The 12,384-nt window shown below is 58.9% G+C and carries 13 protein-coding genes; all 13 read left to right on the top strand.

Annotation, left to right across the window (positions count from 1 at the left end; translation table 11 throughout):
- Positions 1-64 precede the first annotated feature (64 nt).
- The 13 genes from rpsM to ACR0D9_RS11160 all read left to right on the top strand — a co-directional run bounded on the left by rpsM (position 65) and on the right by ACR0D9_RS11160 (position 12,382).
- On the top strand, positions 65-433 hold the full coding sequence (rpsM, locus tag ACR0D9_RS11220; RefSeq protein ID WP_209505862.1) for a 30S ribosomal protein S13: 369 nt from the start codon (positions 65-67) through the stop codon (positions 431-433).
- Positions 434-448: 15 nt separating this feature from the next.
- Positions 449-838: a 30S ribosomal protein S11 gene (gene rpsK, locus ACR0D9_RS11215; protein WP_170462414.1), complete on the top strand. Its 390-nt coding sequence runs from the start codon at positions 449-451 to the stop codon at positions 836-838.
- A gap of 114 nt (positions 839-952) precedes the next feature.
- Entirely contained in the window at positions 953-1,969 is a 1,017-nt protein-coding gene (locus tag ACR0D9_RS11210; protein ID WP_480474044.1) for a DNA-directed RNA polymerase subunit alpha, read from the top strand.
- A 175-nt stretch (positions 1,970-2,144) separates the two neighbouring features.
- Positions 2,145-2,567, top strand: coding sequence for a 50S ribosomal protein L17 (gene rplQ / locus ACR0D9_RS11205; RefSeq protein ID WP_480474043.1), 423 nt, complete (start codon positions 2,145-2,147; stop codon positions 2,565-2,567).
- A 109-nt stretch (positions 2,568-2,676) separates the two neighbouring features.
- Entirely contained in the window at positions 2,677-3,084 is a 408-nt protein-coding gene (locus ACR0D9_RS11200; protein ID WP_480538822.1) for a hypothetical protein, read from the top strand.
- A 65-nt stretch (positions 3,085-3,149) separates the two neighbouring features.
- Complete coding sequence (locus tag ACR0D9_RS11195) at positions 3,150-4,535, top strand: trypsin-like peptidase domain-containing protein (protein WP_480538820.1); 1,386 nt, start codon at positions 3,150-3,152, stop codon at positions 4,533-4,535.
- Between the two features lie 3 nt (positions 4,536-4,538).
- Positions 4,539-5,849 carry a replication-associated recombination protein A gene (locus ACR0D9_RS11190; protein ID WP_480484766.1) on the top strand — a complete coding sequence of 437 codons (1,311 nt, stop codon included), beginning with the start codon at positions 4,539-4,541 and terminating at the stop codon, positions 5,847-5,849.
- 185 nt (positions 5,850-6,034) lie between these two features.
- Positions 6,035-7,078 carry an RluA family pseudouridine synthase gene (locus tag ACR0D9_RS11185; RefSeq protein ID WP_480487339.1) on the top strand — a complete coding sequence of 348 codons (1,044 nt, stop codon included), beginning with the start codon at positions 6,035-6,037 and terminating at the stop codon, positions 7,076-7,078.
- Positions 7,075-7,746: an HAD-IA family hydrolase gene (locus ACR0D9_RS11180; protein WP_480487312.1), complete on the top strand. Its 672-nt coding sequence runs from the start codon at positions 7,075-7,077 to the stop codon at positions 7,744-7,746. Before ACR0D9_RS11185 ends, ACR0D9_RS11180 begins: the two co-directional genes overlap by 4 nt.
- A 3-nt stretch (positions 7,747-7,749) precedes the next feature.
- Positions 7,750-8,457, top strand: coding sequence for an ATP12 family chaperone protein (locus tag ACR0D9_RS11175; protein ID WP_480484764.1), 708 nt, complete (start codon positions 7,750-7,752; stop codon positions 8,455-8,457).
- Positions 8,458-8,662: 205 nt separating this feature from the next.
- Positions 8,663-9,679, top strand: coding sequence for an amino acid ABC transporter substrate-binding protein (locus ACR0D9_RS11170; RefSeq protein ID WP_480474036.1), 1,017 nt, complete (start codon positions 8,663-8,665; stop codon positions 9,677-9,679).
- Between the two features lie 128 nt (positions 9,680-9,807).
- Positions 9,808-11,076: an amino acid ABC transporter permease gene (locus ACR0D9_RS11165; RefSeq protein ID WP_480474035.1), complete on the top strand. Its 1,269-nt coding sequence runs from the start codon at positions 9,808-9,810 to the stop codon at positions 11,074-11,076.
- Between the two features lies 1 nt (position 11,077).
- On the top strand, positions 11,078-12,382 hold the full coding sequence (locus ACR0D9_RS11160; protein WP_480538818.1) for an amino acid ABC transporter permease: 1,305 nt from the start codon (positions 11,078-11,080) through the stop codon (positions 12,380-12,382).
- Positions 12,383-12,384: the final 2 nt, after the last annotated feature.

Below are 12,384 nucleotides of genomic sequence, written 5' to 3'. Positions count from 1 at the left end.
ACGGTAAAGTGTTGTGAAAAAAGGTTCCGGAGTTACGGAACCGCAACAAAAAGGAAAGTGACACGTGGCACGTATTGCCGGCGTAAACATCCCGACTGCAAAGCGGGTTCCAATCGCCCTCACATATATCACCGGTATCGGCAACACCTCGGCCAACGCGATCTGCGAAGCCGTGGGCATTGAAGCGCACCGCCGCGTCAATGAACTGTCGGATGCCGAAGTTCTGGCCATCCGCGAACATATCGACGCCAACTACACCGTCGAAGGTGACCTGCGTCGCGAAGTTCAGATGAACGTCAAGCGTCTGATGGACCTGGGCTGCTATCGCGGTCTGCGTCACCGCCGCAACCTGCCGGTTCGCGGTCAGCGTACCCACACCAACGCTCGTACTCGCAAAGGCCCCGCAAAGGCCATTGCCGGTAAGAAGAAATAAGGGAGGGTCTGACCGATGGCACGCGATAAGACTCGCATCAAGCGCAAAGAGCGCAAGAACATCGCATCGGGCGTTGCCCATGTGAACTCGACCTTCAACAACACCAAGATCCTGATCTCGGACGTACAGGGCAACGCCATCTCGTGGTCGTCTGCCGGTACCATGGGCTTCAAGGGATCGCGGAAATCTACTCCGTATGCCGCGCAGATGGCTGCGGAAGACGCAGGCAAGAAAGCGCAGGAACATGGCGTCAAGACGCTGGAAGTCGAAGTTCAGGGCCCCGGTTCGGGCCGTGAATCGGCTCTGCGCGCGCTGGCTGCCGTGGGCTTCAACATCACGTCGATCCGCGACGTGACACCGATTGCTCACAACGGCTGCCGTCCGCCGAAGCGTCGTCGCGTCTAAGCGATCTGGAATTAAGCTGGGGCTGTGTTTTTACACGGCCCCAGCACGTCATTTTGAACCTCGGGCGTCTGCACCTTGTTGGTCATGGGGCGCGGGCAGGAATGGAGGGATTACATGATCCACAAGAATTGGGCAGAATTGATCAAGCCGACCCAGCTGGAAGCCAAGCCGGGCAACGACCCTGCGCGTCAGGCGACACTGGTTGCCGAACCGCTGGAGCGTGGTTTTGGTCTGACCCTGGGCAACGCCCTGCGTCGCGTTTTGATGAGCTCGCTGCAAGGCGCGGCCATCACCAGCGTCCAGATCGACAACGTCCTGCACGAGTTCTCCTCGGTTGCGGGCGTGCGCGAAGACGTCACCGACATCATCCTGAACCTCAAGCAGGTTGCCCTGCGCATGGAAGTCGAAGGCCCCAAGCGCCTGTCGATCAATGCCAAAGGTCCGGCAATCGTTACCGCAGGTGACATCAGCGAAAGCGCAGGTATCGAGGTTCTGAACCGCGATCACGTCATCTGTCACCTGGACGACGGCGCCGACCTGTTCATGGAGCTGACCGTCAACACCGGTAAGGGTTACGTTTCGGCTGAAAAGAACAAGCCGGAAGATGCGCCCATCGGCCTGATCCCGATCGACGCGATCTATTCGCCGGTCAAGAAAGTCGCCTATGACGTGCAGCCGACCCGCGAAGGTCAGGTTCTGGACTATGACAAGCTGACCCTGAAGATCGACACCGACGGTTCGATCACCCCCGATGACGCACTGGCCTACGCCGCGCGCATCCTGCAGGATCAGCTGTCGATCTTCGTCAACTTCGACGAGCCGGAATCGGCAAACCGTCAGGACGAAGACGATGGTCTGGAGTTCAACCCGCTGCTGCTCAAGAAAGTGGACGAGCTGGAACTGTCGGTCCGTTCGGCAAACTGCCTGAAGAACGACAACATCGTCTATATCGGCGACCTGATCCAGAAGACCGAAGCCGAGATGCTGCGCACCCCGAACTTCGGCCGCAAGTCGCTGAACGAGATCAAGGAAGTGCTGTCCGGCATGGGTCTGCACCTCGGCATGGATGTCGAGGACTGGCCGCCCGACAACATCGAAGATCTGGCAAAGAAATTCGAAGACGCGTTCTAAGCATCTTCGGCTGCGGCGGCGGGGCCAACCTGCCGTCGCAGGTTTTGTACATTTCGGACCAATGGGGTCTGAAAGCCGGTACAAAACGTACAATCCGGGCAATCCCGCCCCAAGGTGAGCCTCTGACACGCATCGGAGGCCGGACAAAGCAAAACGCGAAAGAAGGAATTGAAAAATGCGTCACGCACGTGGTTACCGCCGCCTGAACCGTACTCATGAGCACCGCAAGGCTCTGTTTGCAAACATGGCTGGCTCGCTCATCGAACATGAGCAGATCAAGACAACTCTGCCCAAAGCAAAAGAACTGCGCCCGATCATCGAAAAACTGATCACCCTGGGCAAGCGCGGCGACCTGCACGCCCGCCGTCAGGCCGCAGCTCAGCTGAAAGAAGACAAAGACGTCGCCAAGCTGTTCGAAGTTCTGGGCCCCCGCTATGCTGAGCGTCAGGGCGGTTATGTCCGCATCCTGAAAGCCGGATTCCGCTATGGTGACATGGCTCCGATGGCGATCATCGAATTCGTCGATCGCGACATCGATGCCAAAGGCGCCGCGGACAAAGCCCGCGCTGCCGCCGAAGAGGCCGCAGCCGAAGAATAAGCACGACGGTCATCGACCTGATGCGCCTGCCCGAGCAATCGGGCGGGCTTTTTTGTGCCTCAGCTAACCAATTGCCTTCATTCGATTTGCGCCATAAGTTCAGGCTGTTATGGCAAGTGAACCCGCAGCAGGATACTCGGGCAAACCGCTCTGGGCGAAACTGGGTTTCAAACCCGGATATGCGGTCCGTACGCTCAACGCTCCTGCCCATTATCCCAACCTGACTGCAGGTGCCGACGGTGTTCTGTTCGACCCTGCAGCCGATCCTGCGGATGCGGTTCACATGTTCCTGAACCATCCAGACCAGATCGCCGAATTGGCCGCTGAGCAAATCGCCCACATACGGAGCGGAGGAATGCTGTGGGTCTCCTGGGCCAAGAAATCTTCGCCCCTGCACGCAGGTGTGACCGAGGATATGCTGCGCAGTGAAATCCTGCCGCTGGGCTGGGTCGACGTGAAGGTTTGCGCGGTTGATGCCGATTGGTCCGGGCTCAAGTTCCTGCGCCGCCGAAGCTGAGCGCGCGGCTTGCATTTGTCGCCTTTGCCCCGCATATCCCAAGGATAATCTAATCCGGAGCCCCCATGATCCGCGCATCCTTTATCGCTCTTATGCTTGTCATGGCCCTGCCAGCATTTGCCGAAACCCGCGTCCCGCAATCGCAGTCCGAAATCTCTCTGGGCTTTGCTCCGGTGGTCAAAAAGGCCTCGCCTGCGGTGGTGAATATCTACGCCAAGATCGTGCGGCAGGGGCGGGCCAGCCCGTTTTACTCGGACCCGTTCTTTCGGGATTTCTTTGGCGGCAGCCTGGGAACGCCGCAGCAGCGGGTTCAGAACTCGTTGGGCTCCGGGGTCATCCTGTCTGAAGATGGCTACGTTGTGTCCAACTACCATGTTGTAGGCTCGGCGACCGAGATCAGGGTCGTGACAACCGACCGGCGCGAGTTTTCTGCCTCGGTCGTACTGGGGCACGAAGAAAGCGATATTGCGATCCTGCGTCTGGAACAGGCGCAAGACCTGCCCTACCTGACCCTGCGCGATTCCGATCAGGTCGAGGTTGGCGAACTGACCCTTGCCATCGGCAACCCGTTCGGGGTGGGGCAGACGGTGTCCTCTGGTATCATTTCGGGCTTGGCGCGCACAGGTACGGCGACAGGCAATGCACGCGGGTATTTCATTCAGACGGATGCGGCCATCAACCCGGGCAACTCTGGCGGTGCGTTGATTGATGTGAACGGGGACCTGATCGGGATCAACACGTCTATTCTGACACGCTCGGGCGGGTCGAATGGCATTGGTTTTGCCATCCCCGCAAATCTTGTGGCCGAGTTTCTGAAACAGGCGCAGCAGGGCAATGACAGTTTTGTCAGCCCCTGGGCAGGCATGACCGGTCAGCATATGAGCGCGGACATTGCTGAATCCCTTGGTCTTGCCATCCCGCTGGGTGTTGTCATCTCGGACCTGCATGACCTTAGCCCGCTGCGTGAGGCGGGGCTCAAGGTGGGGGACGTCGTGACCCATGTGGACGGGGACGAAGTGAACTCGCCAGCCGAGATGAAGTTTCGCATGTCCGTAGCGGGGGTGGGGGGAACATCGGTTCTGACACGGCTGCGCGGCACCCAGAGCGAAGAGGTTGAGGTGGCACTGATCAAAGCGCCGGAAACCCCCGCCGCTGAAAAGACGACATTGGATGAAGACACTGTCCTGCCGGGGCTGGTGGTGTCCCGCGTCAACCCTGCGGTGATCTCCGATATGGGCTTGCCACTGTCCCAGACAGGTGTCGTTGTTGTTGATCCCGGCCCCTATGGTGGACGCGCGGGTTTGCGATCGGGGGATATTCTTGAAAGCATCAATTCCAATGACATCGAACGTCCTGGGGATGTGGAGAATGCGCTGACAGATCCGGGTCGTCGTGTGCAGATGGGTCTTCTGCGCGGTGGCCGGTCAGTCTCATTGCGGTTCCGGCTGTAACCCGTGAGCGATCTGTTCGATACCGGGCCAACGGAACCCACCGCTGCGCCACACCGTCCCCTGGCGGACCGGTTGCGCCCGCAGTCACTGGCCGAGGTCATCGGTCAGGAACAGGTTCTTGGCCCGGATGCACCGCTGGGGGTCATGCTGGCGTCAGGCAGTCTGTCCAGCCTGATCTTCTGGGGGCCGCCCGGTGTCGGCAAGACGACGATCGCACGGTTGCTGGCGCAGGAAACCGATCTGCAATTCGTTCAGATCAGTGCGATTTTCACCGGTGTTCCGGATTTGAAGAAGGTTTTCGAAGCGGCCAAGATCAGGCGCCAGAACGGGCAGGGGACCTTGCTGTTCGTGGACGAGATACACCGCTTCAACAAGGCGCAACAGGACGGGTTTCTGCCGCATATGGAGGACGGCACGATCCTTCTGGTCGGGGCAACGACCGAGAACCCGTCCTTTGAGCTGAACGCCGCGGTTCTCAGCCGGTCGCAGGTTCTGGTGCTGGAACGGCTTGGCCTTTCCGATCTTGAACGCCTGACCCAGCGCGCCGAAAAAGAGCTGGACCGCGCGCTGCCGTTGACACCCGCAGCCCGCGATGCGTTGCAGGAAATGGCCGATGGGGACGGGCGGGCGTTGCTGAACCTGATCGAACAGGTCTCGGCCTGGAAGGTGGATGCGCCACTGGACACGGACGCGCTGTCGACGCGGCTGATGCGGCGGGCGGCGAAATATGACAAGTCGGGCGATGAACATTACAACCTGATTTCAGCCCTGCACAAATCGGTGCGCGGGTCCGACCCGGACGCGGCGCTGTACTGGTTTGCGCGAATGCTGACAGGGGGCGAAGACCCGCGCTATCTGGCGCGTCGGATCACACGGATGGCGGTCGAGGATATCGGTCTGGCCGACCCGCAGGCGCAGGCCATCTGCCTGCAATCCTGGGAAACGTATGAGCGGCTCGGCTCCCCCGAAGGTGAGCTGGCGCTGGCGCAGGCGCTGGTCTATCTGGCCCTGGCCCCGAAATCCAACGGTGCTTATGTCGGCTATAAGGCAGCGATGCGGCTGGCCAAGCAATCAGGCAGCGAGCCACCACCCAAACATATCCTGAATGCCCCCACATCACTGATGAAGGATCAGGGATATGGTGCTGGCTATGCGTATGACCATGACGCCGAAGACGGGTTTTCCGGTCAGAACTATTTTCCCGAAACGATGAAACGCCCGGTTTTGTATCAACCGGTCGAGCGCGGGTTCGAGCGTGAGCTGAAAAAGCGCCTCGATTACTTCGCCAAGCTTCGGACCCAGCGCAACAGCTAGGCTGGCTGGGAATGTATTGACCGCGCCGAGAAGTGGCGGGTGGCGCTGAGCCCCACGAACGCCAAAGGTTCCTGTCTGATACCTTGACTCTTGCCGCGTTGCGCGCGAGAGACCCCCATGATTTCTGGGACACGGACAAAGACGCAATCCGGGCGGATCACCCGCGCGGCGCAAGGGGCAATGGCATGAGTGGCGTACAGATGATTACAGTCGCTGAAGGGGACGGCGATCAGCGTGTGGACCGCTGGTTGCGCCGCCTGTTCCCGCATGTCAGCCAGGGCCGCATCGAAAAGATGTGCCGCAAGGGAGAACTGCGTGTGGATGGCAGCCGGGCCAAGGCCTCGACCCGATTGGAGGTCGGGCAGGTGGTTCGTGTGCCGCCATTGCCGGGGCCTGATCACAAACCGGTTGAGGTCAAGCATCGTATCTCGGATGCGGATGCCAAGATGATCCAGTCCTGCGTGATCTACAGTGATGATCACATTCTGGCCCTGAACAAGCCGCAGGGCCTGCCGGTACAGGGCGGCAGCGGGCAGACCCGGCATGTCGACAGCCTGTCCGAGGCGTTGCGGTTTGGGTATGACGAAAACCCGCGTCTGGTTCACCGCCTGGACAAGGATACGTCAGGTGTTCTGCTGCTGGCCCGCACGCGTGAAGCCGCGAAGGGGCTAACAGCCGCTTTCCGTCACCGCGATACACGCAAGATTTACTGGGCGCTGGTTGCAGGTGTTCCCACGCCATATCTGGGTGAAATCAAGACGGGTCTTGTGAAAGCAGCCGGTCATGGCGCCCACGGCGAGGGTGAAAAGATGATCCCCGTCCATATGAACGAGATCGACAGCACCCCCGGTGCGAAACGGGCACATACACATTATGCGACCCTCTACCGGGTGGCCGGGCGCGCCGCTTGGGTGGCGATGGAGCCAATCACGGGCCGCACCCACCAACTGCGCGCGCATATGGCAGCGATCGGGCATCCGATCATAGGCGACGGCAAATACGGTGGCTCGGGGCAGGAAAACCTGGGTGATGGCTGGGGCGCACAATTGGGTGGGATCATCAGCAAAAAGCTGCATCTGCACGCGCGGCGACTGTCATTCCTGCATCCGATCACGCGCAAACCTGTGACCGTGACAGCGCCCTTGCCAGAACATATGAAACACAGCTGGGACACCTTCGGCTGGACCGAGGATCTGGCCGCCGACGACCCGTTTGAGGCGCTGCAATGAGCGCACCCCTGCGGCTGGTTCTATTTGATGTCGATGGCACTCTGGTCGACAGTCAGGGCAGTATCGTTCACGCCATGACCACCAGCTTTCAGGCCGCGTCGGTACCTGTACCGACGCGAGAGGTGATCCTGTCCATTGTCGGGCTGTCCCTGCCACATGCCATCGCACGATTGGTGCCGGACCAACCTTCCTCGGTACAGAACGATCTCGTTGAAGGGTACAAGGAAGCTTATCACGCGCATCGCTTGGATTTGGGCGCTGCCAGCTCTCCGCTCTATCCCGGCGCGCGAGAGGCGATTGAAGCCTTGCACGCCGTACCCGAAGTGCTTCTTGGGGTGGCAACCGGCAAATCCAAGCGCGGACTTGATGCGTTGATCGAAGTGCATGGGCTTGAGCGCTACTTCGTCACCCGGCAGGTCGCCGACCACCATCCGTCGAAACCGCATCCTTCCATGGTGCAGGCCGCGTTGGCCGAGACCGGTGTCGAATCCGACTGCGCGGTGATGGTCGGCGATACAAGCTATGACATGGACATGGCTGCCGCTGCCGGGGTGCGCGGCATCGGCGTGGCATGGGGGTACCATGATCGGTCTGCTTTGACCTCGGCCTTCTGCGTGATTGAGACCTTTGACCAGTTGCCCACTGCGCTGGCCGGGATATGGAACTGAAACATGAGTGACTGGAAACCGAAACGCTTCTGGAAAGAAAGCCGGATTACCGAGGTCGACGGCGGGTTTACGGTTGAACTGGATGGCCGCCGCGTCAAGACCCCTGCCAAAGCGGCGTTGATCCTGCCGACCCGCGCCATGGCCGAAGCAGTTGCGTCAGAATGGGATGCCCAGCAGAAAGAGGTAGATCCGTCGACGATGCCATGCACCCGTTCGGCGAATGCGGCAATCGACAAGGTTCGGTCCCAGCACGGGGAAGTTGCCGATATGCTTGCGGATTACGGCGATTCTGATCTGCTGTGCTATCGAGCGACACATCCAACAGAGTTGCAGGAACGTCAAAGCGCCGAATGGGATCCGGCACTGGACTGGGCCGAGGCTGCGCTGTCTGCTCGCTTGCAGCCGGTTATAGGTGTGTTGCACAAGCCGCAATCTGCCGCTGCCCTGTCGGCGCTGCGTGCTCGCGTCCATGCGCTGGATGCGTTTCAACTGGCGGCGTTCCACGATCTGGTCAGCTTGTCAGGGTCATTGATTCTCGGGTTTGCGGCGGCCATGGATTGGCGCGAACCGGCCGAAATATGGCGCATTTCGAGGCTGGACGAAACCTGGCAGATCGAACAATGGGGTCACGATGACGAGGCCCATGCGGTTGCCGAAACGAAGAAAGCCGCATTTCTGCATGCTAAACGCTTCTTTGATATGTCGGTTTGATCCTTATTTTCCGATTTTTGGCCAAATGTTCAAATTGGTTGGGGTCTGATCCATCGTTTTCGATGATCCGACCCTTGACGTTTGTTTATGAATACGCCCAAACTCAGTGCCACTAAAGGGGAGACACCTTTGGAGTAACCTATCCGGCATCCACTTGCCGGGCAGAGCCGCCTCTGATGGGGCGGGAAATCAGGAAGAGGTAAAAATGAAAAAATCCGTAATCTTGGGCGCGGCAACGATTGCCGGTCTTGCTGCTGGCGCAGCCGTGGCAGGGACCGTTGACGACGTTAAAGCGCGCGGCAAGCTGAACTGTGGTGTGACCACCGGTCTGGTTGGCTTTGCTGCTCCTGACGCCAATGGCGAATGGCAGGGCTTTGACGTATCTCTGTGCCGTGCCGTTGCTGCTGCTGTTCTGGGCGATGCAAGCGCGGTAGAATTCGTTCCGACCACCGGTAAGACACGTTTTACCGCTCTGGCCTCGGGCGAGATCGACATGCTGGCGCGGAACACCACCTGGACCTTCAGCCGCGACGTCGACCTGAAGTTCGAATTCACCGGTGTGAACTACTATGACGGTCAGGGCTTTATGGTTCCCAAGGCACTGGGCGTAAGCTCGGCCAAGGAACTGGACGGCGCAACCGTTTGTATCCAGACCGGCACCACAACCGAGCTGAACCTGGCGGACTTCTTCCGTTCGAACAACATCAGCTACGAACCGGTTCCGATCGAAACCAACGCCGAAGCACAGCAGCAGTACCTGGCTGGCGCATGTGACGTTTACACCACCGACGCTTCGGGTCTGGCGGCAACCCGCGCCACATTCGAAAACCCCGGTGATCACATCCTGCTGCCTGAAATCATCTCGAAAGAGCCGCTGGGCCCGCTGGTCCGTCACGGCGACCACGAGTGGGGCGACGTTGTGCGCTGGACTCTGAACGCGCTGATCTCGGCTGAAGAACTGGGCGTAACCTCGGCCAATATCGATGAACTGGCCGCTGGCACCGAAAACCCCGAAATCAACCGCCTGCTGGGTACCGAAGGCACCCTGGGCGAGATGCTGGGTCTGAACGCTGACTGGGCAGCCAAGGCGATCAAAGCCGGCGGCAACTATGGCGAAGTGTTTGCCAAGAACATCGGTGAAGAAACCCCGATTGGTCTGGCACGCGGCCTGAACGCACAGTGGACCGAAGGCGGCCTGCTGTACTCGCCGCCGTTCCGCTAATATCGACGGAGAAGGGCGCAGGGCAACCTGCGCCCTTTTTCCATCCATAAGAATCACGCCCGTACGGTTTTGAGCAGGGATCAACTCTGCCGACATATTTACGGGATGCACGGGGATATACATAGGTCATGACGACTCTCACTGACCCGCCGAAGGAGCAGTTCCGGCTGTCCATGCTCCTTTATGATACGCGGTACCGATCTGCGACCATCCAGGTCATTGCAATGATTGGTTTTATGCTTCTGGCAGCCTGGATCATCTCCAATACCATCCAAAACCTCGAAGCGCTTGGAAAACCGGTTGAGTTCGGCTTTTTCGCAGAACCGGCCAGTTACGATATCAACCAGCGCTTGCTTGAATACGATTCGCGCGACAGTCACTTGCGCGCGGCCTTTATCGGCTTGCTGAACACGCTGGTTGTGGCGGTTCTTGGTTGTATCACAGCAACGATAGTCGGTGTTTTGGTTGGTGTTCTGCGCCTGTCCAACAACTGGCTGGTTGCGCGGATCATGACCGTCTATGTCGAGATGTTCCGCAACGTACCTGTGCTGCTGTGGATCGTTCTGGCCATGGCCATTCTGATCGAAAGCCTGCCAGCACCAAGGGCGTTCCGCGGAGAAAACCCAGAAGCCACGATGAATCTGTTCGATTCTGTCGCGGTGACCAATCGCGGGGTCTATATCCCGGAGTTCCTGTTCTCGCGCAGCCTGGGTGATATACACATCTTCGGTGCGTCGAGCCTGCGGTTCGATATCTCGCTGGACCTGATCGCCATTCTGATCGTGCTTGGTGGCAGCATCTTTGCGATGCGCAAGGTGTCCGCCTGGGCACAAGCCAAGCAAGAGGCATCCGGTGATCGTCCGACTATCTGGCACATCCAACTGGGTATTCTGTTTGTGCCGATGATTGTCCTTCTCACCATCCTGGGGTTTCACCTTGGTTTCCCTGAGCTGAAAGGCTTCAACTTTACCGGCGGCACACATTTGCGTAACTCGTTGATCGCGCTGTGGCTGGCCTTGTCGCTTTACACGGCGGCCTTCATCGCCGAGATCGTTCGTGCGGGTATCCTGGCCATCTCAAAAGGCCAAACCGAAGCCGCATCGGCGCTGGGTCTGCGCCCGGGCCGGACCATGCGCCTTGTGATCCTGCCGCAGGCATTGCGGGTGATCATTCCGCCCATGATCTCGAACTACCTGAACCTGACCAAGAACTCGTCACTGGCGATCGCGGTCGGATATATGGACATCACGGGGACCCTTGGCGGCATCACCATGAACCAGACCGGTCGCGAGCTGGAATGTGTTCTGCTGTTGATGCTGGTCTATCTGTCCATCTCGCTGAGCATCTCAGGGGTGATGAACTGGTACAACAACCGTGTAAAACTGGTGGAGCGGTAATATGAGTGATGTTTCATTTGTCCGCACGGAAATGCTGCCCGAGCAGGCACCGCCTGCTTCCGAGGTCGGTGCGCTGGGATGGGTCAAGCACAACCTGTTCTCAAGTTGGTTTAACACGATCCTGACGGTGGTTTCGCTTTATGCGATCTACTACGTGCTGTCAGGTGTTCTGCCATGGATTTTCCAGTCCGTGTGGAATGCCGACTCTCTCAACGAGTGCCGCGAGATCATGATGGCCACCTGGGGGTCGACCCATGGGCACGCCTGCTGGGCGGTTATCAATGACCGATGGTTACAGTTGCTGTTCGGCTTCTATCCAAGCCATCTGTACTGGAGACCGATCCTTGCGCTGGTTCTGTTGCTGGTCGCATTGGCGCCGGTTCTGTATTCGGACCGCGTCCCAACCAAGATGCTGATCTTCACGGCAATCTACCCGTTCCTGATGCCGTTCCTGATGTGGGGCGGAACCATCTGGGGGCCAATCTCGGCCGCGCTTGGGTTTGTCGTCGGTTGGTTCGTGTATTCGGTCCTCAGCAAGCAGGTGAGTGAACTGGTGGGTATGATCGGTGCGGTCGTTGCCGCAGTGATCTGGTGGCTGGTGCTATCCAGCTATTTCACGGGCGCGATGGACTCGGTTCTGCCGATTGGCATCGAAGCTGTTGAAAGCCGTCAGTTCGGTGGTTTCATGCTGGCGATCCTGCTGGGCGTTGTGGCCATTGGTGTCTCACTTCCGATCGGTATCGTTCTGGCGCTAGGGCGTCAGTCGGACCTGCTGATCGTCAAATACCTGTGCGTGGGCTTTATCGAGTTCATTCGCGGTGTGCCGCTGATCACCTTGTTGTTCGTGGCGTCGCTGCTTCTGAACCTGTTCCTGCCACCGGGCACCAACTTTGACATCATCCTGCGGGTGATGATCATGATGACCCTGTTCTCGGCGGCCTATATGGCCGAGGTGATCCGGGGTGGTCTGGCTGCCCTGCCACGAGGACAGTACGAAGGCGCCGACAGTCTGGGCCTGAATTACTGGCAGGCGCAAAGGCTGATCATCATGCCACAAGCCCTGAAAATCTCAATTCCGGGCATCGTGAGCACATTCATCGGGATCTTCAAGGATACGACGCTGGTGTCGATTATCGGGTTGTTCGACGTGATCGGATTGGCATCTGCTATCCGCGCCGACACAGCCTGGAACGGCATCTATTGGGAACTGTTCGCGTTCATCGCGTTCCTGTTCTTCATCGTCTGCTTCTCTATGTCCCGTTATTCCATGTATCTGGAGCGCAAGCTTCAGACTGGCCACCGTTAAGG

It is taken from the genome of Ruegeria sp. AK11, from assembly GCF_056541095.1.
The sequence above is the reverse complement of the archived record's forward strand: the minus strand, read 5'-3'. Positions and strand labels throughout refer to the sequence as shown.